General features: G+C 64.1%; 21 protein-coding genes. 4 read left to right on the forward strand and 17 right to left on the reverse strand.

All coding sequences use genetic code 11. The features are described from left to right. Together fabB and fabA are read right to left on the reverse strand one after the other, a co-directional pair. The gene (gene fabB / locus HV823_RS15525) at positions 1-1,224 is read right to left on the reverse strand and encodes a beta-ketoacyl-ACP synthase I (protein WP_176950643.1); all 1,224 of its coding nucleotides are present in this window, start codon (positions 1,222-1,224) and stop codon (positions 1-3) included. Between the two features lie 46 nt (positions 1,225-1,270). Further along, positions 1,271-1,786, reverse strand: coding sequence for a 3-hydroxyacyl-[acyl-carrier-protein] dehydratase FabA (gene fabA, locus HV823_RS15530; RefSeq protein ID WP_176950644.1), 516 nt, complete (start codon positions 1,784-1,786; stop codon positions 1,271-1,273). Between the two features lie 320 nt (positions 1,787-2,106). Between fabA and irrA the strand changes: the two genes are divergently transcribed. After that, positions 2,107-2,529 carry an iron response transcriptional regulator IrrA gene (gene irrA / locus HV823_RS15535; RefSeq protein ID WP_176950645.1) on the forward strand — a complete coding sequence of 141 codons (423 nt, stop codon included), beginning with the start codon at positions 2,107-2,109 and terminating at the stop codon, positions 2,527-2,529. A gap of 51 nt (positions 2,530-2,580) precedes the next feature. On the opposite strand, the gene HV823_RS15540 is transcribed toward irrA, so the two are convergent. Next, entirely contained in the window at positions 2,581-3,216 is a 636-nt protein-coding gene (locus tag HV823_RS15540; RefSeq protein WP_176950646.1) for a TRIC cation channel family protein, read from the reverse strand. Between the two features lie 129 nt (positions 3,217-3,345). On the opposite strand from HV823_RS15540, the gene HV823_RS15545 reads away from it, so the two are divergent. After that, positions 3,346-3,819 carry a hypothetical protein gene (locus HV823_RS15545; protein ID WP_176950647.1) on the forward strand — a complete coding sequence of 158 codons (474 nt, stop codon included), beginning with the start codon at positions 3,346-3,348 and terminating at the stop codon, positions 3,817-3,819. 4 nt (positions 3,820-3,823) lie between these two features. Here the strand turns inward: HV823_RS15545 and HV823_RS15550 are convergent, their stop codons facing one another. The 11 genes from HV823_RS15550 to rimP form a co-directional block, all read right to left on the reverse strand. Further along, complete coding sequence (locus HV823_RS15550; RefSeq protein ID WP_176950648.1) at positions 3,824-4,615, reverse strand: YdcF family protein; 792 nt, start codon at positions 4,613-4,615, stop codon at positions 3,824-3,826. Between the two features lie 181 nt (positions 4,616-4,796). Next, positions 4,797-5,813 carry a class I SAM-dependent methyltransferase gene (locus HV823_RS15555; RefSeq protein ID WP_176950649.1) on the reverse strand — a complete coding sequence of 339 codons (1,017 nt, stop codon included), beginning with the start codon at positions 5,811-5,813 and terminating at the stop codon, positions 4,797-4,799. A 96-nt stretch (positions 5,814-5,909) separates the two neighbouring features. Further along, a complete protein-coding gene (gene pnp, locus HV823_RS15560; RefSeq protein ID WP_176950650.1) occupies positions 5,910-8,054 on the reverse strand; it encodes a polyribonucleotide nucleotidyltransferase in 2,145 nt (714 codons plus the stop codon). A gap of 337 nt (positions 8,055-8,391) precedes the next feature. Further along, entirely contained in the window at positions 8,392-8,661 is a 270-nt protein-coding gene (gene rpsO / locus HV823_RS15565) for a 30S ribosomal protein S15 (RefSeq protein ID WP_176950651.1), read from the reverse strand. A gap of 180 nt (positions 8,662-8,841) precedes the next feature. Next, the gene (locus HV823_RS15570; RefSeq protein WP_176950652.1) at positions 8,842-10,572 is read right to left on the reverse strand and encodes a sensor histidine kinase; all 1,731 of its coding nucleotides are present in this window, start codon (positions 10,570-10,572) and stop codon (positions 8,842-8,844) included. A gap of 186 nt (positions 10,573-10,758) precedes the next feature. After that, positions 10,759-11,694: a tRNA pseudouridine(55) synthase TruB gene (gene truB / locus HV823_RS15575; protein ID WP_176950653.1), complete on the reverse strand. Its 936-nt coding sequence runs from the start codon at positions 11,692-11,694 to the stop codon at positions 10,759-10,761. Between the two features lie 10 nt (positions 11,695-11,704). Further along, positions 11,705-12,106 (reverse strand): 30S ribosome-binding factor RbfA, encoded by a 402-nt coding sequence (gene rbfA / locus HV823_RS15580; protein WP_176950654.1) that lies wholly within the window; start codon positions 12,104-12,106, stop codon positions 11,705-11,707. A 72-nt stretch (positions 12,107-12,178) separates the two neighbouring features. Next, positions 12,179-14,827, reverse strand: coding sequence for a translation initiation factor IF-2 (gene infB / locus HV823_RS15585; RefSeq protein WP_176950655.1), 2,649 nt, complete (start codon positions 14,825-14,827; stop codon positions 12,179-12,181). Positions 14,828-14,933: 106 nt separating this feature from the next. After that, entirely contained in the window at positions 14,934-15,596 is a 663-nt protein-coding gene (locus HV823_RS15590) for an RNA-binding protein (protein ID WP_246301491.1), read from the reverse strand. Positions 15,597-15,736: 140 nt separating this feature from the next. Then, positions 15,737-17,344: a transcription termination factor NusA gene (gene nusA / locus HV823_RS15595; protein ID WP_176950656.1), complete on the reverse strand. Its 1,608-nt coding sequence runs from the start codon at positions 17,342-17,344 to the stop codon at positions 15,737-15,739. 126 nt (positions 17,345-17,470) lie between these two features. Continuing rightward, positions 17,471-18,058 carry a ribosome maturation factor RimP gene (gene rimP / locus HV823_RS15600; RefSeq protein ID WP_176950657.1) on the reverse strand — a complete coding sequence of 196 codons (588 nt, stop codon included), beginning with the start codon at positions 18,056-18,058 and terminating at the stop codon, positions 17,471-17,473. Between the two features lie 305 nt (positions 18,059-18,363). Here rimP and HV823_RS15605 point away from each other — a divergent pair, with 305 nt between their 5' ends. Beyond that, positions 18,364-19,995 (forward strand): MFS transporter, encoded by a 1,632-nt coding sequence (locus HV823_RS15605; RefSeq protein WP_176950658.1) that lies wholly within the window; start codon positions 18,364-18,366, stop codon positions 19,993-19,995. A gap of 28 nt (positions 19,996-20,023) precedes the next feature. Here HV823_RS15605 and HV823_RS15610 read toward each other — a convergent pair whose 3' ends face one another. Continuing rightward, positions 20,024-21,343: a lytic murein transglycosylase gene (locus HV823_RS15610; RefSeq protein ID WP_176950659.1), complete on the reverse strand. Its 1,320-nt coding sequence runs from the start codon at positions 21,341-21,343 to the stop codon at positions 20,024-20,026. 14 nt (positions 21,344-21,357) lie between these two features. Further along, entirely contained in the window at positions 21,358-21,963 is a 606-nt protein-coding gene (gene recR / locus HV823_RS15615; RefSeq protein ID WP_176950660.1) for a recombination mediator RecR, read from the reverse strand. A 61-nt stretch (positions 21,964-22,024) separates the two neighbouring features. Between recR and HV823_RS15620 the strand changes: the two genes are divergently transcribed. Continuing rightward, entirely contained in the window at positions 22,025-22,636 is a 612-nt protein-coding gene (locus HV823_RS15620) for an MOSC domain-containing protein (RefSeq protein WP_176950661.1), read from the forward strand. Positions 22,637-22,719: 83 nt separating this feature from the next. Here HV823_RS15620 and HV823_RS15625 read toward each other — a convergent pair whose 3' ends face one another. Then, positions 22,720-23,043 (reverse strand): YbaB/EbfC family nucleoid-associated protein, encoded by a 324-nt coding sequence (locus HV823_RS15625; RefSeq protein ID WP_176950662.1) that lies wholly within the window; start codon positions 23,041-23,043, stop codon positions 22,720-22,722. Positions 23,044-23,064: the final 21 nt, after the last annotated feature.

Raw genomic sequence — 23,064 nt, forward strand, 5'->3', positions numbered from 1 at the left:
TTATCCGTTGTAGCGCTGGAACACGAGCGTTGCGTTGGTGCCGCCGAAGCCGAACGAGTTGGAAAGCGCGATATCGATCTTCGCATCGTCGATGCGCTTGCGAACGATCGGCACGCCGTCGAATTCGGGATCCAGCTCGGCGATATGCGCGCTTTCGCCGATGAAGCCGGCCTGCATCATGAGAAGGCTGTAGATCGATTCCTGTACGCCAGCCGCGCCGAGCGAATGGCCCGTCAGCGACTTGGTCGACTGGATGTGCGGGATCTTGTCGCCGAAGACCTCGCGGATAGCGCCGATCTCCTTGCTGTCGCCGACCGGCGTCGAGGTGCCGTGGGTATTGATGTAGTCGACGTCGCCCTTCACCGTGGCGAGCGCCTGGCGCATGCAGCGGACCGCGCCTTCGCCGGAAGGGGCGACCATGTCGTAGCCGTCCGAGGTGGCGCCGTAGCCGACGATTTCGGCGTAGATCTTGGCGCCACGCGCCTTGGCGTGTTCCAGCTCTTCAAGGACGAGTACGCCTGCACCGCCGGCGATCACGAAACCGTCACGGTTGACGTCATAGGCGCGCGAGGCGGTTGCCGGGGTCTCGTTGTACTTCGAGGACATCGCCCCCATGGCGTCGAACAGGTTCGACATCGACCAGTCGAGATCCTCGTGGCCGCCGGCGAACATGACGTCCTGCTTGCCCCACTGGATCATTTCGGCCGCATTGCCGATGCAGTGCGCCGACGTCGAGCAAGCCGATGAAATCGAATAGTTCACGCCATGGATCTTGAACCAGGTCGCAAGCGTCGCAGAGGCGGTGGACGACATGGCCTTCGGAACGGCAAAGGGACCGATGCGCTTCGGGCTGCCGTTCTTCAGCGTGATGTCGGAGGCCTCGACGATGGTGCGCGTCGACGGGCCGCCGGAGCCCATTATGATGCCGGCGCGATCGTTTTCGGAATAGTCTTTTTCGGCAAGGCCGGAATCGGCGATCGCCTGCTTCATGGCGACATGGTTCCAGGCGCCGCCCTGCGACAGGAAGCGCATGGCACGGCGATCGACCATATCGGACGTATCGATGTTCGGTGCACCCCAGACCTGGCACCTGAAGCCATGCTCGGCAAAATCATTGGAGAAGCTGATGCCGGATCTGGCTTCGCGAAGCGACGCCGTGACCTCGTCGGCATTGTTCCCAATGGAAGACACGATCCCAAGACCCGTGACAACAACCCGTCTCATAGATTCTGACCTTTTCTTGCTTTGTCGCTCGATGTGCGCTTCGACCCTACTCGGCCTTGTCCTTCGACAGGCCGACGCGCAGGTCGGTGGCCTGATAGATCAATTCGCCATCGGCCTTGAGCCAGCCGTCGGCGGTGCCCAGAACGAGCCGTCCGCGCATGACGCGCTTGAAATCAATACCATATTCCAGCAGCTTCGTATGCGGGCGGACCATGCCCTTGAACTTCACCTCGCCGGTCGACAGCGCCATGCCGCGGCCCGGCTCGCCGAGCCAGCCGAGGAAGAAGCCGGTCAATTGCCACATGCCGTCGAGGCCGAGGCAGCCGGGCATGATCGGATTGCCCTGGAAGTGGCAGGGAAAGTACCAGTCGTCCGGGCGGACGTCGTATTCCGCGCGGATGTAGCCCTTGTCGAAATCGCCGCCGGTTTCGGAAATGTCGGTGATGCGATGCACCATCAGCATCGGCGGAAGCGGCAGCTGGGCGTTGCCCTGGCCGAAAAGCTCGCCGCGTCCGCAGGACAGGATTTCCTCGTAATTATAGCTGGATTGCCTGGTCGTCATGGACTGTTTCTTCCCGGTCCTTAGAGTTCTTGTCGTCTAGCTTTAGAGCAGTATGGGGCCAAAATGAAGCGATGGCCCGGTCCTACGCCGTCTGCGGCTGGCCCGCCAAGGGAGGGCGCGCCAGTTCGAATTTTGCGTTCCGCATACATGATGACCGGAGCAACAGCTAGTCCTAAGTGCCGACTGCGACGCCAAAGCATTGGTTTTCGGCATGCAGCAGTCTTTCTCCCCCGTTCAAAACTATTGAATCCGGCGCTCGCAAAAGTTATATCGGAACGTCAAGATTGTTCTGCAAGAGCGGACGAACGGATTCGTCGACCATGGCGCATGTGAGAGAAGTCAGCATCGAAACGCGGTTGCGCGACTGTGGCCTGCGGCCGACCCGCCAGCGCATCGCGCTCGCAGATCTGCTCTTCGCCAAGGGCGACCGACACCTGACGGTCGAGGAATTGCACGAGGAGGCGGTCGAGGCTGGCGTGCCGGTCTCGCTCGCGACCGTCTACAACACCCTGCACCAGTTCACCGAGGCCGGTCTCGTCCGCGTCCTGGCGGTTGAGGGGTCGCGCACCTACTTTGACACCAACATTTCCGACCACCATCACTTTTTCGTGGAGGGCGAGAACGAGGTGCTGGATATTCCTGTCAGCAGCATCCAGATCGGCAACCTGCCACAGCCGCCCGAAGGCATGGAAATCGCTCATGTCGACGTGATCATCCGTCTGCGACACAAGAAAAGCCGCTGACGGACCGAGACTTCCCGCTTCCCTTCTCCAGATTGATAGCGGCCGCGACGGCTACATGACGTCATCGGGATGTCTGCCGGGCCGTGGCTTGTAGACCGGAATCCGCCATCCGAAACGCAACGCGCCGCCGCGCACCGCGAACGCAGCGAGCACGCCGGCAGCCGACGCAACGACCAGCGGAGCACCCGCTACCGATGCAGCGGTGAACACCGAAGCGCCGCTGAGCGCCGCGGTGACATAGATTTCCGGCCGCAGTAGCACCGAGGGTTCCCCCGCCAGAAGATCGCGCAGGATGCCGCCGACGCTCGCCGTCATAACGCCGGTGGTGACGGCAACGGTCGGCGACCCCGTGGCAGCAAACCCCTTTGCCGCTCCCATCACGCTATAGGCGGACATGCCGACCGCATCGAGCCAGAGCAGCATGCGGTATCGGGACTCGAAGAGGTGAGCGGTGAAATAGAGCACCAGGCCGACGCCGATGCAGACGAGCAGATAGGCCGGCTTGAGCACCCAGAAAACCGGCACAGCGCCGAGGACGACATCGCGGAAGGTTCCACCGCCGACGCCGGTCGCAGCAGCCAGGAACAGGAAGCCGATGACGTCCAGTTGCTTGCGCGAGGCCGCAAGGGCACCGGTTGCGGCGAACACAGCAACGCCGGCATAGTCGAGCAGTTCCAGAACGGTCACGCCATCCTCCGAGAAGCCGCAGCCAAGCCTCGCAAAAGCTTGATCGGGCAATGATCCCCTCAAAACGCCCATACGGGCGCTTCCTTACCTATCTTGACCGATCCCCACATCAAGGAAAGGCCCTGAACGATGTTTTCCCGCGCAGTGCTCTCCAGCCTCGTCCTTTCGTTCGCCCTGCTCTCCCCCGCGCCGCTGAAGGCCGCCGAAATCGTGGATGACGCGATCGCACAGGAGAAGGCCGAAGTGGCGCAGACCTGTAAGGTCGCCACCTATGGTGAGCATTTCTCCGATATCGTCGACTTCAACAATGACGGGCTGGACGACGTCATCGTCAACCTCGGCGCGGTGAATTGCGACGGCGTCGACGGCAAGCTCTGTGGCGATGTCGGTTGCCCGCACAATTTCTATGTCGGCGTCGCCGAGGGCGGATATGTCTTCGTCGCCAACGCCGATCTCTACGGCTACGAACTGAAGAAGCGCTACGGCAACCTGACGTTCGAAATGAAGGCGAACGCCGCCTCCTGCGGCCGCGATGACGACGAATACTGCATCATTACCAGCCGCGTGCGCGGACTGCGTTTCGACACCATCTCCAAGCGCTGAGGCGCTATTGCGGTAGCAGCGTCTCGGTACGTCCGGCTACGTAATAGGCCAAAAGCCCGATCCATTCACGCAGCGCCGTCGTCGTCAACTGCGCGTTGGACGACGGCTGGGTGAAATCGAGACGCAGGCTGGCGATGCCGCTCGTGCGAAAGTCGGTCGGCCAGGGCAAAACGTCCAGCCCCGATTTGCGGAACAGGCCGATCGCGCGCGGCATATGGAAGGCCGAGGTCAGGAGAAGGCAGTTTTCCAGGCCGTTCTCGGCGAGCAGCCCCTTGGTGTTCTCGACATTTTCGAAGGTGGTGCGCGACGTTCTCTCCTGAACCAGCCGCTCCGGCCCTATTCCGAAGGCCGAGAAATACGCTGCCGATATGGCCGCGTCGCCCGCGTAGCGCCCGCTGAAGGAACCGTCGCCACCCGAAACGAGGACGCGTGCCTGCGGATATGTCCGCAGCAGCTTGGCCGCCTCGACAAAGCGATCTCCCGCCTGGTTCATCTCGAAGCCGCCGCGAGCGGCGATGACCTCCGCCTCGAAGCTGCCGCCGAGCACGATGAGGCAGCGCGGCCCCTCCTCAGGAAGGCTGGCGCGCGCGAACCGGTTTTCCAGTTGTTGCAGCAGGACCGTGCCGGTGCTGGTATAGAGGGTGACGAAGAGGATGCATGCACAGAGAAGCAGGAAGGCGGCCTGCAGGCGGCTGCGTCCGAACCAGCCGAGCAGCAGGGCGGCGACGACGGCGAGAAAGGCCAGCGAAAGCGGCTGCGCCGCGAGCCAGAAGACCTTGGATGCGAAATAGCTCAAACCATCTCCCTCGATGCGCGGGTTTGCGAATCACGAGGCAGACGGAATCACGTCGCACAGCGAAGGGAAAGGTCTTCGGCGGCTCCAACCGTTCCGGCGGCGTGATCTCACGGCCTGTTGATGACGTTGCCGCCGGACACGACGATGTGACAGTCTACAGCCAACCGGAACCGGAAAACGCCTACTTCCGGCCCCACAGCACCTTGAAGCGGGCATTGCGGCACACCTCGCCGCTGTCCTTGAACGCTTCCTTCAGCACCGGCTCGTAGGGAAGACCGCGGTTGGCCACGAGCATGAGACGGCCGCCGGCCTTCAGCGATTTTGCCGCCATGCGGATCATGGATGCGCCCAGACCGTGATCGGCAGCATGCCCCTCGTGGAAGGGCGGGTTCATCACGATCAGGTCGTAATGGTCGCGCGGCGGCTCGGCGGTCAGGTCCTGCCAGTAGAACCGGGTGGGGACATCCGGGCAGTTTTCCGCCAGGTTCTCCTTCGCCGCCTCCAGCGCGTTATAGTCCGCCTCGAACAGGTCCACGCCCTTCAGGCCGGGTGCGCGCTCTGCGAGCAGCACCGAGAGATAGCCCCAGCCAGCGCCGAAATCGGCCGCGTGGCCGCGAAAATCCTCGGGGATGCGCGTGGCGAGGAGCTCGGAGCCCTCGTCGATCCTGTCGTGCGAGAACATGCCGGGCGCAGCGGTGAAGCGGCCCTCGACGCGGACAGGGCGGGTGGCCAACGCGCCGGCCGGTTCGGAAACATCCGCCGGACGGCGGAACCAGAAAGCGACACCATGGTATTTCGGCGCATGATCGCCGCCAAAGCCGAATCGGTCGATCCGCTTGCGCAGCGACTGGATGCCGTCTTCCTTGCCGCCGGCAATGACGATCAAGCCACCCTCATTCACCCGCCGCAACGCTTCGGCGATGCGGTTTTCGTTTTCGCCCTTGTGCTTGCCGCAAAGGATCAAAGCACCGTCATACCCCTCGCCTTCTATCGTCGGCGTCACTTTTGCGCGCTGGCCTTCGAGCGCGCGGTAAAGCGGTCGCAGCGGCTGCACCGCGTCGATCCCGGCTGCGAAGCCCTCCGGCAGCCGCTGGCCGGCCTCGGCGCCGAGAAACAGATACCGCTGGCCTTCGGCAGGCAGATCGAGAATCCCGGCGGAAAAGGGATGGAATAGGGTCTTGAGGGCGTCGCGGCTCATCAGAAGGGCTTTCGGAGTGTGCACAGCCTGTGCGCTATCATAGAAAGGGGGCGCGGAACATTCCGCTCCGCGCCCCCGAAATCGATCGAAAAGATCTTACTCGGCAGCTTCGCCGCCGTCGCTCTTCTTCTCGGCGGCGACTTCCTTGCCGGTCGACTGGTCGACGACCTTCATGGACAGGCGAACCTTGCCGCGCTCGTCGAAGCCCATCAGCTTGACCCAGACCTTGTCGCCTTCCTTGACGACATCCGAGGTCTTCGCAACGCGCTCGGACGCGAGCTGCGAGATGTGGACGAGGCCGTCGCGCGGGCCGAAGAAGTTGACGAAGGCGCCGAAGTCGGCGGTCTTGACGACCGTGCCTTCGTAGATCTGGCCCACTTCCGGCTCGGCGACGATCGAGTGGATCCACTTGCGGGCCGCCTCGATCTCCTTGGCCGACGAGGACGCGATCTTGATGGTGCCGTCGTCTTCGATGTTGACCTTGGCGCCGGTCTTCTCGACGATCTCGCGGATGACCTTGCCGCCCGAGCCGATGACTTCGCGGATCTTGTCGACCGGGATGTTCATCACTTCGATGCGCGGCGCAAACTCGCCGAGTTCGGAGCGGCCCTCGGTGATGGCGTTGGCCATCTCGCCGAGGATGTGCTTGCGGCCACCCTGCGCCTGCTCAAGCGCGACCTTCATGATCTCCTCGGTGATGCCGGCGATCTTGATGTCCATCTGCAGCGAGGTGATGCCGTCGGCCGTGCCGGCGACCTTGAAGTCCATGTCGCCGAGGTGATCCTCGTCGCCGAGGATGTCGGAGAGAACCGCATAGCGGTCACCTTCGAGGATCAGGCCCATGGCGATACCTGCGACCGGCTTGGCCAGCGGAACGCCGGCGTCCATCAGGGCGAGCGAGGTGCCGCAGACGGTTGCCATCGAGGACGAACCGTTGGATTCGGTGATCTCGGAGACGACGCGCAGCGTGTAGGGGAACTGCTCCGCCGACGGCAGCATCGGGCGGATGGCGCGCCAGGCAAGCTTGCCATGGCCGATCTCGCGGCGGCCCGGGGAGCCCATGCGGCCCGTTTCACCGACCGAGTAGGGCGGGAAGTTGTAGTGCAGCAGGAAGCGTTCCTTGTACATGCCGGTCAGGCTGTCGACGTACTGCTCGTCCTCACCGGTGCCGAGCGTGGCGACGACGATCGCCTGGGTCTCCCCGCGGGTGAAAAGCGCCGAACCATGGGTACGCGGCAGTATGCCGACTTCGGAGACGATCGCACGAACGGTCGACAGATCGCGGCCGTCGATGCGGCTCTTGGTGTCGAGGATGTTCCAGCGGACGATCTTCGCCTGCAGGTGCTTGAAGACCGCACCGATGACTTCGGCGGTGTACTTCGGCTCGACGCCTTCCGGGAAGAAGTGCGCCTTGACCTTGGCCTTGACGGCGTCGACGGCAGCGTAGCGATCAGCCTTCTGGGTGATCTTGTAGGCGGCGCGCAGCTCGGTCTCGGCAAGGCCGAGCATTTCTGCTTCGAGTTCGGAATGATCTTCCGGCGTGAAGTCGCGCGGTTCCTTGGCAGCCACTTCGGCGAGCTTGATGATCGCGTCGATGACCGGCTGGAAACCCTTGTGGCCGAACATGACGGCGCCGAGCATGACGTCTTCGTTCAGTTCCTTGGCTTCGGATTCCACCATCAGGACGGCGTCCTGGGTGCCGGCGACGACGAGGTCGAGAACCGATTCGTCCATCTCGTCGAGATGCGGATTCAGGACGTATTCGCCATTGATGTAGCCGACGCGTGCACCACCGACCGGGCCCATGAACGGAACGCCCGAGAGCGTCAGGGCGGCGGAGGCTGCGACCATCGAGAGAACGTCGGGATCGTTTTCAAGGTCGTGCTGGACGACGGTGACGACGACCTGGGTGTCGTTCTTGTAGCCTTCCGGGAAGAGCGGGCGGATCGGACGGTCGATCAGGCGGGAAACCAGCGTTTCCTTTTCCGACGGACGACCCTCGCGCTTGAAGTAGCCACCCGGGATCTTGCCGGCGGCGTAGGTCTTTTCCTGGTAGTTGACGGTCAGCGGGAAGAAGTCCTGGCCGGGCTTCGGCGCCTTGGCCGACACGACGGTGGCGAGAACGACGGTCTCACCGTAAGTGGCCAGAACGGCGCCGTCAGCCTGACGGGCGATCTTGCCGGTTTCAAGCTTGAGCGGACGGCCCGCCCATTCGATTTCAACCGTATGGGTATCGAACATGTCTTGTCCTTACGTGGTTGCGGAGATACGCACCGCCGCCTTGCCGGCGCAGGTGGCTCTATCCGCATTCATGACACATCATGGGCAAGACAACGGGAGGCTTCGCTTTGGCACCGTGTACGCCGCCCCGCTCTGGCGCTTCGCGCGCTACCGGAGACAGGCGAGCGCCTGAAGCATCCTGCAATCCTGCCCCATGACAGGTCATCGGTTGGTTCCGCAGGACCGGCCCATCCGGCCTGCTGGAATATCTCGGTTCCGGGTCTCGGAACGTTTCGCGGAAAGTCTTCCGCAAAAAAGCGCTGGCGGGCGTTCCATACGGAACGCCCGCCAGAATTGGTTAGCGGCGGATGCCCAGGGCAGCAATCAGCTTGCTGTAGCGGGCTTCGTCCTTCTTCTTGAGGTAGTCAAGAAGCGAGCGGCGGCTTGAAACCAGCGTCAGAAGGCCACGACGGGAGTGGTTGTCCTTCTTGTGGTCCTTGAAGTGACCGGTCAGGTTGTTGATGCGCTCGGTGAGGATCGCAACCTGAACTTCCGGAGAACCGGTGTCGCCTTCGACGGTTGCATATTCCTTGATCAGCGCAGCCTTGCGCTCGGCAGTGATCGACATCGTATTATCCTTTCTGAAATCGGAGGACTTGGGACGCCAGTCGCCGGGATGTCGTCCAGCGACGGCCATGAAGGCATGGCGGGATACAGTCCCGCATGCTGGCGCTGCCTATAAACCATTCAATGCAGAAATGGAAGAGCCGTCGAAAGACCGTGTCGGCACCCTCGCCGGCAACGGCGGTCAGGCGCCCGAACTCGCGTTGCCGCCCCCCTGATCCCCCTCGCCCTTCAGCTGCGCAAGCGGGATCCAGACCAGCCATTCTATGCCGTCCGGCCTCATGTTGCGCTCGAGCTCCGCCTGCAGCGCCATGCCCAGCATCCGCTCCAGAACGACGCTGCCGAAGCCCTTTCGCTCCGTGGCGACCTGCTCCCGATCGATATCTGCGCCCCGTTCGCGCCAGACCAGGGCCAGCCGCCCGTCCTCGATCGTCCAGGAACAGTCAACGATGCCACGCTCGTTCGCCAGCGCGCCATATTTGGAGGCGTTCGTGGCCAGCTCGTGCAGCGCCATGCCAAGGGTCTGGGCGGCCTGGCTGTCGATACGCACCGACGGCCCGGCTATCCGCACCCGTGCGCCGTTGTCCGGGATGAAGGGCTTCAGCTGGTTTCTTGCGAGCTCGGCAAGTTCCACCCCCTGTGCCGCATGCGCGATCATCAGATCGGTCGAACGCGCCAGACCCGCCACGCGCTTGCGGAAGGTGTCGGCAAACACCGTCGCGGAATCGGCCGCATTGGCGGACTGGTTCAGCATGGCCTGGATGACCGTCAATTGGTTTTTCGAGCGATGCGCAACCTCCCGCATCAGGAAGCGGATTTCGTTTTCCGCTCTCGCCCGGGCGTCGGCAGCTTCCGACAGCGACTTGGAGACGGTGTCGAGCTCGGAGATCACGTGCCGGCGCGGCGGGACGCCCTTTCCGAGCCCCAGTCGTGTCGCGTCGCGCGCCAGCTGCCGGACGTCGCGGGAAACCGCCCTGGCGATAAGGATCGCAGCGGCAGCGGCCAGTCCTGCGAAAGCGGCACCGCCGAGAACCAGCCAGAGAAACGATGCCTTGGCCGGGGCCTGGACGTCGGAGGCCTTCGCCCAGGCGACGATCTTCCAGCCGGTGAGCGCGGAGAAGTCGGTCACGACCTGATAGTCCGTATCGTCATGACGCGCATCGCCAATGCCGATCCTAAGGGCCGGAACGACCTGCAAGAAGAAAGGCTTGCCTACGGTGGTCGCCGGATCCGTAGAAACGATGACGGTGCCTGCATCGTCGAGAACTGCGGCGTTCCACCCGGGCGAAAGAATATCGCGATGCACCGTCCCGAGGAAGTCCTCCGCGTTCTGGGTCAGCGTCAGAAGGATCTGTTCCCCGGATGCCAGCGTCACCGGCATGTGCACGTTGAAGACCCATTTCTTCGCGGTCTGCCCGTAGAAAAGCCGCGACACGGTGGGCTTGCCGTTTTCGAATGCCCGTTGTGCCGTCTCCCTGTCAGAGGTCGGACCGAGGGCCGTGCCGTAGGGCACGCGGGTATTCAGCCGTTGATCGAAATTCCTGTCGATCACAAGCAGGTAGTCGTTGGTCCCCGCCAGCGCCTTTTCGGCCTGATCCTGCAGGCCGCGGAAATCGCCGCGCAACAACTGCTCGGACGTCGCCAGCACCGCAAGCGTCGACAGCATCGACGTTATTTCACGCTCGATGACGCGCCCCACGGCGCCTGTCGATGTTCGCAGCAGCGATTCCTGCACGCGCTCCTGCGCCTCGTTGGCACGGTCGAGAAGCACGGCGGAGAATATGAACGGTGGGACGATCGCCAGCAGGATCAGCGACACGAGGTAGAAGGCGATAGGATGCCGGAAGCGACTACGCCAGCGGAAGGCGCTCTTTTCCGACGATTGCTGCGACTTCTTCTGGTCAGAGATCGTCAACCGATGGCCCCTCTGCTGCCATGAGCGCCGAACGGCCGCCTTGCGCTACGGCCGATGCCGCCAAGCTGGCGGCGACATCCGTCTATTGAGCCTTTCACAGCCCGCGAAATCAAGACGCCAATGGCGCTTTGGCCCGACGGCAAGGCAACGACTGCCGACGAAAGCCGCCGGCGACCCCGGATTTCGTTAGCCGGCGAACACGCGCTTGGGACGGAACTCCCCGCCGGCGATCTCTCCGATCGCCACCAGCTTGCCGCGCGCCGTGGCATAGGCCTCGTCGGCGGAAACCGGCGCATCGCGCCCGCGCAGGATGATGGGGTTGCCCATCCGCAGCCGATGCGCCTGATCGTCATTGATGACGATCTGCGGCAGGTTGGAAAGCGCCTCGCCGGTATCGATCAGGAACGCGTCCAGCGCGGCGAGCCGCTCGGCTTCGTCCTCGATCTCTTCCAGCGCGGTCAACGCCGACAGCGGTACCATCGTGTCCTCGCCGAAGGGAGCGACATAGGTGCGACGCAGCTCGGATATGTGGCCGAAGCAGCCGAGGTCACGGCCGAAGTCACGGGCGAGCGCCCGGACATAGGTGCCCTTGCCGCACTCGACCTCGAACCTTGCGGTATTCGCATCAGGGCAACCCAAGAGGGTCAGGCGATGGATCTCGACCTCGCGCGAGGGAATTTCGACCGTCTCGCCGTCGCGGGCGATGTCGTAGGCGCGCTCGCCGTCAATCTTGATCGCCGAAAATTGCGGCGGCACCTGCTGGATGACGCCGGTGTAGCCCGGCAGCAGCGCCTTGATGGCCTCGGGCGCGGGGCGGCCGTCCGAAGACCGCGTCACATCACCCTCGAGATCGTCGGTCGCCCGCTCTTCGCCCCAGGTAACGGTGAATTCGTAGATCTTGCGCCCATCCATCACATAGGGGACGGTCTTCGTCGCATCGCCAAGCGCGATTGGCAGCATGCCGGAGGCAAGCGGGTCGAGCGTGCCGGCATGTCCGGCCTTCTGCGCCTTGAACAGCCACTTGATCTTGGAGACGGCCTCGGTGGAGCCGAAATCGAACGGCTTGTCGAGAATCAGCCAGCCCGAAATCGGGCGGCCCTTCGGTTTGCGGGGTCTGGACATATTTTTCTATTTATTCTTCGTCGGTTTCGTCGAGGTCGCGTGCGACCTCGGGAGAGCGCAAAAGCTCGTCGATCTTCTTGTAGTTGTCGAAGCTCGTGTCATCGCGGAAGCGCACGTCCGGCATGTACTTCATCTGCCGCAGTTGCGGACCGAGACGGCCGCGGATGTACTTGGCATTGCGGTTGAGTGCATCGATGACGGCTGCGTGGTCAGGAACGCCGAGGGGCGTCACAAAGGCCGTCGCATGCTTGAGATCGGGTGACATACGCACTTCCGAAATGGAAATGACGGTTTTCTCGATCAACGGATCGCGCACTTCGCCACGCTGCAGCACCTGGGTGATCGCGGCGCGAACCTGTTCACCGACGCGCAGCATGCGCTGCGAGGGCGCGGAGGACGTTGCTCTGGTCATTGTCGTTACCTTCAAAAAAATGCGAGCGCCGAAACCCTCCGGCGCCCGCATGACAACTGCCTGAACGAGCCGTTACAGCGTGCGCGTAACGTGCTCCACGCGGAAGCACTCGATCGTGTCGCCGGCGCGGATGTCCTCGTAGTTCTCGAAGGCCATGCCGCATTCCTGGCCGGACTGCACTTCGGAGACTTCGTCCTTGAAGCGCTTGAGCGTCTTGAGCTTGCCTTCGTGGATGACGACGTTGTCGCGAACGAGGCGTACACCCGATCCACGCTCGACCTTGCCTTCCGTGACGCGGCAACCCGCGACCTTGCCGACCTTGGTGATGTTGAACACCTCCAGGATCTCGGCATTGCCGAGGAAGGTCTCGCGCCGTTCGGGCGACAGCAGGCCCGACATCGCCGCCTTCACGTCATCCACCAGATCGTAGATGATGTTGTAGTAGCGAATCTCGATGCCCTGGCGCTCGGCGAGGCTGCGGGCCTGCGAATTGGCGCGAACATTGAAGCCGATGATCGCCGCATTCGAGGCTTCCGCCAGCGAAATGTCGGACTCGGTGATGCCGCCAGCGCCCGAATGGACGATGCGGGCACGGACTTCGTCCGTTCCGAGCTTCTCGAGCGCACCGGCGATCGCTTCGATCGAACCCTGCACGTCGCCCTTGATGACCAGCGGGAACTCCTTCATGCCGGAGGTCTGCAACTGGGTCATCATCTGCTCGAGCGAGCCGCGCGAGCCGGACTGGCGGGCAACCTGCTTCTCGCGGGCGAGACGCTGGCGGTACTCCGAGATTTCGCGGGCGCGGCTCTCGTTCTCGACAACGGCGAACTTGTCGCCTGCCGCCGGCGTGCCGGAAAGGCCGAGGACTTCGACCGGCAGCGACGGACCCGCAGCCTTCACATGTTCGCCCTTGTCGGTGACGAGCGCGCGCACGCGGCCCCACTGGTCGCCGGCGACGATGATCTGGCCGGGCGTCAGCGTGCCCTTCTGGACCAGCACGGTCGCAACCGCACCGCGACCGCGGTCGAGTTCGGCTTCGACGACGACGCCTTCGGCCGTGCGGTTCGGATTGGCCTTGAGATCAAGGATTTCCGACTGCAGCAGGATCGCCTCGAGCAGTTTGTCAAGGTTGGTGCCGTTCTTGGCCGATACTTCGACGTCGAGCACTTCACCACCCATGGATTCGACAAACACCTCGTGCTGGAGGAGCTGCGTGCGAACGCGCTGGGCGTCTGCCGTCGGCTTGTCGATCTTGTTGATAGCCACGATGATCGGAACACCTGCCGCCTTGGCATGGTTGATGGACTCGATCGTCTGCGGCATCACGCTGTCGTCGGCCGCGACCACAAGGATCGCGATGTCGGTCGCCTGCGCGCCGCGGGCACGCATCGCCGTAAACGCGGCGTGACCGGGCGTGTCGATGAAGGTGATCTTGTTGCCGTCGTGTTCGACCTGGTAGGCGCCGATGTGCTGGGTGATGCCACCGGCTTCGCCGGCAACCACGTTAGCATGGCGGATCGCGTCGAGCAGCGAGGTCTTGCCGTGGTCGACGTGGCCCATGATCGTGACGATCGGCGGACGCGACTGCAGTTCGGCCTCATCGTCGGCAACGTTGAAGATGCCTTCCTCGACGTCGGATTCCGACACGCGCTTGACGGTGTGGCCGAATTCGCCGGCGATGAGTTCAGCCAGATCGGCGTCGATCAGATCGCCCGGCTTCATCATCTGGCCTTCCTTCATCAGGAATTTTATGACGTCCACGGCGCGTTCGGACATGCGCTGCGACAGTTCCTGAATGGTGATGGTCTCGGGCAGCACGACTTCGCGCGAAATCTTCTCGCGCGTTTCCTGCATCATGGAGCGCTTGAACTTTTCCTGACGGCGGCGGATCGCAGCCATCGAGCGACCGCGCGTTGAGCCGTCTTCGTCGGACGAAGCAGTCGTCAGCGTCAGCTTGCCCTGGCGGCGGCCTTCGTCGCCCTTCGGACGAGCCGGAACCTTTGCCGGTTCGGGACGCGTGACCTTGCCGCGCACCGGCGCGCCGGCACCGCGGGGGCCGCGACTGTCATCCTGCTCCGTCTCGCGGCGTCCGCGGACTGCCCCTGCCGGTGCGGGAGCCGACGGTGCGGCGGGCCGGGCAACGGCCGGACGGGGTGCTGCAGCGGGCGCTGCTTCCTGCGGTGCGACCGCAGCAGCCACAGGCTCGGCCTCGGTTTCGCCGCGTGCTTCGGCCTCGGCCTTGCGCTCGGCTTCTTCCTTCTCGCGCTGAATGCGGGCTTCTTCCTCGGCCTTGCGGCGGGCTTCTTCCTCGACCTTGCGGCGCGCTTCTTCCTCGGCGCGGCGACGGGCGTCCTCGGCCTCGCGCACCTGCGCATCGGCGAGCGCCCTGCGGCGAGCCTCGATCTCATCCGGAGAAAGCTGGTTCAGCACGACGCCGACACGTGGCCGCTGCGGCTCCTGGCGCGGCGGGGGCGGTGAAACCGGCTGCTGGCGCACGGGTGCCTGCTCGGCTACGCGAGGCGCAGGCGTCACCGGTTGGATCGGCGGACGTTCGTCCTCCGGGCGCGACGGACGGCGCTTGCGGGTCTCGACCACGACCGCCTTCGTGCGGCCACGGCCCATGTCCTGACGCACCGTACCCTGCTGAACCCCCGAGGGTTTCAGGGTCAGCGTCTTCTTGCCCGCTACGCTGATCGTCTTGTCGTCTTTGTTGTCGGTCATTCCGTATCCGTTCCGTTGGATCAGAGCCGGATGCGCAACACCAGACCCTGTCGTTCAATTCCTGTCGCCCGACGCGCTTGATGCCGGTTTCGGCCGGTCACCCGCGTCATCGCTGTGGCTGGCGAGCGTCGCCCTGCGCCCGACCCGAGCCATCGCCACGGTACATTTCGAGCATGATTGCGCGCTTCACTACACCCTCACCCGCCTGCCCTGCAAGCGCGCAAGCATGGATAAAAGCATTCTGGCCCAAAAGCCCCTCCATTTCGGCCTGCGAAAGCAGGCGGTAGGAAGCAATTTCGCTTTCTTCGTCCGCAGCAAACATATAGGCCCGCCGCGCCTGATCTATCTTCCTGACACCGTCGGCCGCGGCATCAGTGGCATGGAACACCGCCAGCGCCGCACCGCTGCGCACAGCCTTGTCGACATTGGCGCCGCCGGTGACGAACTGGCCGGCCTTGCGGGCAAGGTTCATCATCCCCGCAAGCTGCCCCATCAAAAGCCGGTCGACCTCGGCGCCGAGGTCCGGCGAAGCCTTCACCTCGGCCTTCAGCGCGCGTGCGAACAGCTTCTTCGCCACCGCCTTCTCGATCAGCGCACGCTCGGCCTTGACCCAGCATCCGCGTCCCGGCAACTGCCGCTTCAGATCGGCGACGACACTGCCGTCAGGCCCGGCGACGAACCGGATAAGTGCATCGGGATCGCCGCTCTCGCGGGTCACGATGCACATGCGGCCGTTCTCGCCGTCGTCGTTCTTTCTGCTCTCGGGCAACGGCTTCTCCGGCTGCTGCGTTTCAGTCGCATTTCCGCCTCTCGCAGAGCTGCGGAAATGCTCAATCGTTTTCGTCACCTTGCAATTCCGGAACGGCGGTTAAGCGCCGCTCCCGGAACCGCTCTTGAGAAGGATCCCGCTCAGGCGTCCTGCTCCGCGCCCTCGACAACTTCGACCGGGGCGTCCTCGGTGGCGAGATCGGCCTCGGTGATCCAGCCTGCTGCCAGACGCGCCTGGACGATCATGGCCTCGGCTTCGGTGCGCGAAACGTCAAACTTCGAGAACAGCCCCTCGAACTTCTTCGTCTCGCCGTCCTTGCGCTCCGACCAGCCGACCAGATCGTCCGCGGCGCAGCCGGCGAAGTCCTCGACCGTCTTGATCCCGTCCTCGCCGAGCGCAACCAGCATCTGCGAGGTCAGGCCGTCGATCTGGCGCAGTTCGTCGGCAACGCCGAGTTCCTTGCGCTTGGCATCCAGTTCCGCCTCGAGGCGGTCGAGATATTCGCGGGCGCGGGTCTGGATCTCGGTCGCCGTGTCCTCGTCGAAGCCGTCGATCGAAGCGATCTCGTCGAGATCCACATAGGCGAGTTCCTCGACGGCGGCGAAGCCTTCGGAGGCGAGCACCTGGCCGACCATTTCGTCGACATCGAGGGCATCCATGAAGAGGTTGGTGCGCTCGTTGAATTCCTTCTGGCGACGCTCGCTCTCTTCCTGCTCGGTGAGAATGTCGATGTCCCAGCCGGTCAGCTGCGAGGCGAGACGCACGTTCTGGCCGCGGCGGCCGATCGCAAGCGACAGCTGCTCGTCCGGAACGACCACTTCGATGCGCTCGGCATCCTCGTCGAGAACGACCTTGGCGACTTCCGCCGGCTGAAGGGCGTTGACGATGAAGGAAGCGGGGTCCTGCGACCACGGAATGATGTCGATCTTCTCGCCCTGCAGCTCGCCGACGACGGCCTGGACGCGCGATCCGCGCATACCGACGCAGGCGCCGACCGGATCGATCGAGCTGTCGTTGGAGATGACGGCGATCTTGGCGCGCGAACCCGGGTCACGCGCAACCGACTTGATCTGGATGATGCCGTCGTAGATTTCCGGAACTTCCATGGTGAACAGCTTCACCATGAACTGCGGATGGGTGCGCGACAGGAAAATCTGCGGGCCGCGCTGCTCGCGGCGGACGTCGTAGACGAAGGCTCGGACGCGATCGCCGTAGCGCATGTTCTCGCGCGGGATCATCTCGTCGCGGCGGATGATGCCTTCGCCACGGCCGAGATCGACGATGACGTTGCCATATTCGACGCGCTTGACCGTGCCGTTGACGATCTCGCCGACACGATCCTTGTATTCGTCGAACTGGCGGTCACGCTCGGCCTCGCGCACCTTCTGCACGATCACCTGCTTGGCGGACTGGGCGGCGATACGGCCGAAATCCATCGGCGGCAGCGGGTCGGCGATGAAGTCGCCGAGCTTGGCGTCCGGGTTGCGGTCGCGCGCCAGTTCCAGCGGAATCTGGGTCGAGTAGTCATCGGCGTGCTCGACGACCTCCAGCAGGCGCTGCAGGCGGATCTCGCCGGTCTTGGAGTTGATGTCGGCGCGGATGTTCGATTCCGAGCCATACCGCGAACGGGCGGCCTTCTGGATGGCATCGGCCATCGCAGCCAGAACGATTTCGCGATCGATGACCTTTTCGCGGGCCACGGCATCCGCGATCTGCAGAAGTTCGAGCCGGTTAGCACTGACTGCCATTGTCTCAAGTCTCCGTTGTCACGCCGGACGCTTCCGCCGGCCATGGGGAGCGGCGCACCGCTCCGGTTCCATCCTCTACACCGCAACCGCCCAGGCCCTGCCCTGCGGTCACGCTGCACTCAATATTCACTCTTCGTCTTCGCCGTTCTGGTTCGCCGCTTCCGCCTTTGCGGCCTTGTCGGCGCGCAGCGCGTCACGGATCAGATCGTCGGTCAGGATCAGCTTCGCCTCGGCCAGCGCCGAGAACGGGATCACCACGGTCGGTTCCTCGCCGTAGGCGGGCTGATCGCGTTCGACCGTGAAACCGTCCTCATCGCTGGAAACGATCTTTCCGCGAAAGCGCTTGCGGCCATCGACGAGGATCGAGGTCTCGCACTTGACGAGATGACCCTGCCAGCGCGCAAAATCCGACTTGCGGACCATCGGACGATCGATGCCCGGCGACGAAACCTCGAGATGATACGCCTTGTCGACCGGATCCTCAACGTCGAGGACCGGCGAGACGGCCATCGAGACGGCCTCGCAGTCCTCGACGGTCATGGTGCCGTCGTTGCGCTCGCACATGATCTGCATCGTCAGGCCGTTCTGCGCCGACATACGCACGCGCACCAGGCGATAGCCCAACTGCTCGAGCGTCGGCTCGATAATATCGGCAACGCGCCGGTCGAGACCCGTCTCAACGATCAGCCGCGGTTCGTTCTGAATTTCCGTCATGGTCGCTTTCTCCACCCGGGCATGGCGCCGGCCGCAATCGAAGGCTTGGCGGCACGACGGGGCGTCTTCCAGTGTGCGCCTGACCGGGCCAATAAAAAAGAGCGGGTCCTCGCGGGCCCACTCTTCATCAAACCGATCAAGAATTTGAGCCTGATATATACGCGATCGGCCCGGATTGCAAGGTCGGGCGGCAGGAAGGCCCTGCACCTGTCAAAATTGCAGGTTCACTTATGGTTCATCTTGCCGCAGGCGCTGTCCTCGCTATCCTGTCGCGCAACGACGAACAAGAACAGTGAGACTGAGCAGTGCCCGACCGCAAATCCCCGCTTGCGCCCTTCAGGCACAAAACCTTCCGGCTCATCTGGGCGGCGAGCCTGGTCTCCAACTTCGGCGGCCTGGTGCAGTCGGTCGGCGCTGCGTGGATGATGGCGTCGATTTCCAGCTCGGCCAACATGGTGGCGCTGGTACAGGCCTCGACCTCGCTGCCGATCATGCTGTTTTCGCTGATTTCCGGGGCTCTTGCCGACAGTTTCGACCGCCGCCGCATCATGCTGACGGCGCAGTTCTTCATGCTTGCCGTGTCGCTGACGCTGACGCTCTTTGCCTGGTGGGGGCTGATCACCCCGTGGCTTTTGTTGTTCTTCACCTTCCTGATCGGCTGCGGGACCGCCCTCAACAACCCGGCATGGCAGGCCTCCGTCGGCGACATGGTGCCCCGCGAGGACCTTCCGGCGGCCGTGGCGCTGAATTCGATGGGTTTCAACATTACCCGAAGCGTCGGCCCCGCCGTGGGCGGCGCGATCGTGGCGGCAGCCGGCGCGGCAGCGGCCTTCGCCGCCAATGCCTGCAGCTATTTCGCCCTCATCTTCGCGCTCCTGCGCTGGAAGCCCGCCGTGCCGGAAAACCCGCTTCCGCGCGAGACGTTCGGGCGGGCAATCTCCGCCGGACTGCGCTACGTGTCCATGTCGCCCAATATCGGCAAGGTGCTTTTGCGCGGCTTCGCCTTTGGTCTTTCGAGCAGCGCCATTCTGGCGCTTCTGCCGCTGGTCGCACGCGATCTGGTCGCCGGCGGACCGCTGACATACGGTATCCTGCTCGGCTGTTTCGGCGTCGGCGCGATCGGCGGGGCGCTGACCAGCGCCTGGGCGCGCGAGCGCTTTACCAGCGAAGCGATCGTGCGCTTTGCCTTCGCCGGTTTTGCGGCAAGCGCGACGATCACGGCAACCAGCAGCTACGCCGTCATCACCGGCCCCGCACTGTTTATCGCAGGCTCTTGCTGGGTGCTGGCGCTGTCGCTCTTCAACACCACCGTGCAGCTGTCGACGCCGCGCTGGGTCGTTGCCCGGGCGCTGTCGCTTTACCAGACCACCACCTTCGGCGGCATTGCCGGCGGCAGCTGGCTCTGGGGCGTCGTCGCAGACGGACACGGCGCCGCCAATGCACTCCTCTGGGCGGCAGCCGCCATGCTCGTCGGCGGCGCGCTCGGGCTGCGTTACGGCCTGCCGCAGTTCGAATCGCTCAACCTCGATCCGCTCAACCGCTTCAGCGAGCCGCATCTGCCGCTCGACCTGAAGCCCCGCAGCGGACCCATCGTCATCCTGATCGACTACGAGATCGCCGAAGAAGACATCCCGGCCTTCCTGACGGCGATGACGGAACGGCGGCGCATCCGCATCCGTGACGGCGCGGGCCAATGGACCCTGATGCGCGACCTTGAAAATCCAACCGTCTGGACCGAGACCTACCATGTGCCGACATGGATCGAATATGTCCGCCACAACCAGCGGCGCACGCAGGCCGATGCCGAGAACGGCGATATTCTTCGCGCGCTGCATCGCGGCGCGGAGCCGCTTCGGGTCCACCGGATGATCGAACGGCAGACGATCCTGCCGAACGAATACGAGCGCTACAAGCAGCACGTGGACATGCACCACTGACCGGAGAACCAACTGGCGGCTGAACGGTTCAGCGCAGTTTCGTCTTCAGGGACGCATCGGGATAGCAGGTCGGCTGGAGGCCGGCCTTTGCCTGCCAGTCGCCGAGAGAGCGGCGGGTCTTGTAGCCGGGCAACCCGTCAACCTTGCCGACGTCATAGCCCTTGGCGACCAGCGCCTTCTGCATGGCGAGCACGTCCGAGCGCAGCATCTTGCCGACATCGCCCCAGGCGCCGGTGAACGCTCCGCTGCCATAAGCGATCCGATCGGCGAGATTGCCGATGTAGAGCGCATAGAGGTCGGAATTATTGTATTCCTTGATGACGTAGAAGTTGGGCGTGACGATGAACTCCGGACCGTGGGTGCCGGCCGGGACCAGCATCATGCCGGAGGCGCGCGCCTCGCTGGGGGCGAACGGCTTGCCGGACACGCGCTCGATGCCGGCGGACGACCAGTGGCCGATCGGCTTTGCAAGGTCCGGTCCTTCCTGCGCGCAGGAAACGCCATCGGGGATGCGCACCTCGTAGCCCCAGCCGCGGCCCTGCTCCCACCCCTTCTGGCGCAGGTAATTGGCGATCGAAGCAAGGCTGTCCGGCACCGAATTCCAGATGTCGCGCACCCCGTCGCCGTCGAAGTCGACGGCATATTTCAGGTAGCTTGTCGGCATGAACTGCGGCTGCCCCATGGCGCCGGCCCACGAGCCCTTCAGCTGGGCCGGCGTGCGGTCGCCACCGTCGATGATATGCAGGGCTGCGATCAGTTCGCGGCGAAACATGTCCTTGCGGGTCGACATGAAGGCCTTGGTCGCCAGCACCTCGATCGCCGCATGGGGAATGTCGGCACGGCCGAAGCCGGATTCGCGTCCCCACACGGCGAGGATGATCTCGCCGGGCACGCCATAGGCCTGCTCCACCTTGCGCAAGGTCGCAGCGTGGGTCTTGGCCAGCGTTCTTCCGCTGGCGGCGAGCCCCTGCAGCCTCTTCTCGGAGAAATAGGCGCCGGGGGAGGAAAACTCGGCCTGGCTCTGCTTGCGTTCCGTCTTCGGCTTGGATCCGGGCGGCACGAGATCGGGCAGGTCCCAGTTCAGGCTGATGCCCTCGAACGCCGCCGCGAACGCCTTCTGCGACACGCCGGCCTGCCTGGCCTCCTGCCAGACGTCCTTCTGGAGCCAGGCCTGGAACTGGCGCTCGACGTCTGTCCGGCTCTGGGCGAGGGCCGGGAGCGGCAGGGCGGCAACGAGCAGCGCCAGCACGGCGGCGCGCGCCTTCCTTTTCCACGATTCCGCCTCCGGCGCACCGGCCACGGAATGAGACAGATGGCCGGCAGGCCGGGTGAGGTCGCGTCTTCGCATCGCCGCTCCTTCGGTCAAATCGTCGTGCGCGCCCTGAGCGCTGCCGTCAGCGTACCTTCGTCGAGATAGTCCAGCTCGCCGCCGACAGGCACGCCATGGGCAAGGCGGGTGATCTTGACGTCCAGCCCCTGCAGCTGGTCGGTGATGTAGTGCGCGGTGGTCTGGCCCTCGACGGTGGCGTTGACGGCGATGATCAGCTCGCGCACGCCGCCTTCCGACACCCGGTTGATCAGACCGCGGATATTGAGATCGTCGGGGCCGACGCCGTCCAGCGGAGACAGCGTGCCACCGAGCACATGATAGGCGGCGTTCATCGCGCCGGCGCGCTCAAGCGCCCAGAGGTCGGAAACGTCCTCGACGACGATGATGACCGAGCGGTCGCGGCGCTCGTCGGTGCAGACCGTGCAGGGATCGACGGTGTCGACATTGCCGCAGCAGGAACAGATCCGAACCTTGCGATGCGCCTCGCCCATGGCGTCTGCCAACGGGCCGAGCAGTTGATCCTTCTTCTTGACCAGATGCAGCGCGGCGCGGCGCGCGGAACGCGGTCCGAGCCCCGGCACCTTTGCCAGCAGCTGGATGAGTTTTTCGATTTCGGGTCCGGTGACTCGTTTTGCCATGGCCGGTTTCTATCCCATATCCTCAAGAAACGGAATCCATGCCGCACACAGGGAACAATCGATGAAGATCCTTGCCGTATGCACCGGCGTCGCCCGCCCGGTACCGGGAAAGAGCTATAAGTCCGGCATTTTCAAGGCGCCGTCCGACGCGCCGATCATGGTCGACCGGGAGGGGCTGATCGGGGATACGATCTGCAACCGCAGGCATCACGGCGGTCCGGAACAGGCGATCTACGGCCTCGGTTCAATCGACCTGGACTGGTGGTCGGCCGAACTCGGCCGCACCATTCACCCCGGCACGTTCGGCGAGAATGTCGTCATCGAGGCCATCGACAGTCGCAGCATCTGCGTCGGCGACCGGTTCGAGACAGAAAGCGCGCTCATGGAGGTGACTTCGACGCGCGTTCCCTGCGCGACACTCGCCGTGCGCATGGGCGATCCCGGTTTCGCCAGGCGCTTCATGGATGCAGCCCGACCGGGCTTTTATTGCCGCGTACTGCGTGACGGCGTCATCCAAGCCGGGGACGAGACAACATATGCACCGTTCCAAGGCCCGGCCGTCACCATGCCGGAACTGCTGCGCACCTACGGCAGGAACCTGTCCGACGCCGATCGCGCGCGCTATCTGGCGACGCCCATCAGCGACAAGCTGCGCGCCGCGCTGACCGGCTGATCAACGGAAGCGATCAGCGCGGCCACGCCTGCGCGGCAGCAGCGCCTGTGACTGGCGAAACGCGAGCCGCCTTTCGGTGGCGATCAGAACGGCAGCTTGAAGCCCGGCGGGATCGGCAGGCCTGCGGTCAGCGCCTTGGTCTTTTCCGCAGCTAGCGCCTCGGCCTTGTCCTTGGCGTCCTTGTGAGCGGCGACGATCAGGTCTTCGAGGATCTCGACGTCGTCTTCCTTGAACAGCGAGGGATCGATCTTCAGCCCGTGCAGATTGCCCTTGCCGTCCAGCGTGACGGTGACCAGACCTCCGCCGGACGTGCCATCGACGGAGAGCGCAGCGATTTCTTCCTGCACCTTCTCCATCTTGGCCTGCATTTCCTTGACCTTGCCCATCATGCCCATGATGTCGCGCATCGGTCGCTCCTTCCGTTCTTC

It is taken from the genome of Mycoplana rhizolycopersici, assembly GCF_013378445.1.
GTDB lineage: Bacteria > Pseudomonadota > Alphaproteobacteria > Rhizobiales > Rhizobiaceae > Mycoplana > Mycoplana rhizolycopersici.

Coding starts and splice junctions, on each gene's coding strand:
- fabB (WP_176950643.1), bottom strand. CDS start 1,224: ATGAGACGGGTTGTTGTCACGGGTCTTGGGATCGTGTCTTCCATTGGG.
- fabA (WP_176950644.1), bottom strand. CDS start 1,786: ATGACGACCAGGCAATCCAGCTATAATTACGAGGAAATCCTGTCCTGC.
- irrA (WP_176950645.1), top strand. CDS start 2,107: ATGGCGCATGTGAGAGAAGTCAGCATCGAAACGCGGTTGCGCGACTGT.
- HV823_RS15545 (WP_176950647.1), top strand. CDS start 3,346: ATGTTTTCCCGCGCAGTGCTCTCCAGCCTCGTCCTTTCGTTCGCCCTG.
- HV823_RS15555 (WP_176950649.1), bottom strand. CDS start 5,813: ATGAGCCGCGACGCCCTCAAGACCCTATTCCATCCCTTTTCCGCCGGG.
- pnp (WP_176950650.1), bottom strand. CDS start 8,054: ATGTTCGATACCCATACGGTTGAAATCGAATGGGCGGGCCGTCCGCTC.
- rpsO (WP_176950651.1), bottom strand. CDS start 8,661: ATGTCGATCACTGCCGAGCGCAAGGCTGCGCTGATCAAGGAATATGCA.
- truB (WP_176950653.1), bottom strand. CDS start 11,694: ATGTCCAGACCCCGCAAACCGAAGGGCCGCCCGATTTCGGGCTGGCTG.
- rbfA (WP_176950654.1), bottom strand. CDS start 12,106: ATGACCAGAGCAACGTCCTCCGCGCCCTCGCAGCGCATGCTGCGCGTC.
- infB (WP_176950655.1), bottom strand. CDS start 14,827: ATGACCGACAACAAAGACGACAAGACGATCAGCGTAGCGGGCAAGAAG.
- nusA (WP_176950656.1), bottom strand. CDS start 17,344: ATGGCAGTCAGTGCTAACCGGCTCGAACTTCTGCAGATCGCGGATGCC.
- rimP (WP_176950657.1), bottom strand. CDS start 18,058: ATGACGGAAATTCAGAACGAACCGCGGCTGATCGTTGAGACGGGTCTC.
- HV823_RS15610 (WP_176950659.1), bottom strand. CDS start 21,343: ATGCGAAGACGCGACCTCACCCGGCCTGCCGGCCATCTGTCTCATTCC.
- recR (WP_176950660.1), bottom strand. CDS start 21,963: ATGGCAAAACGAGTCACCGGACCCGAAATCGAAAAACTCATCCAGCTG.
- HV823_RS15620 (WP_176950661.1), top strand. CDS start 22,025: ATGAAGATCCTTGCCGTATGCACCGGCGTCGCCCGCCCGGTACCGGGA.
- HV823_RS15625 (WP_176950662.1), bottom strand. CDS start 23,043: ATGCGCGACATCATGGGCATGATGGGCAAGGTCAAGGAAATGCAGGCC.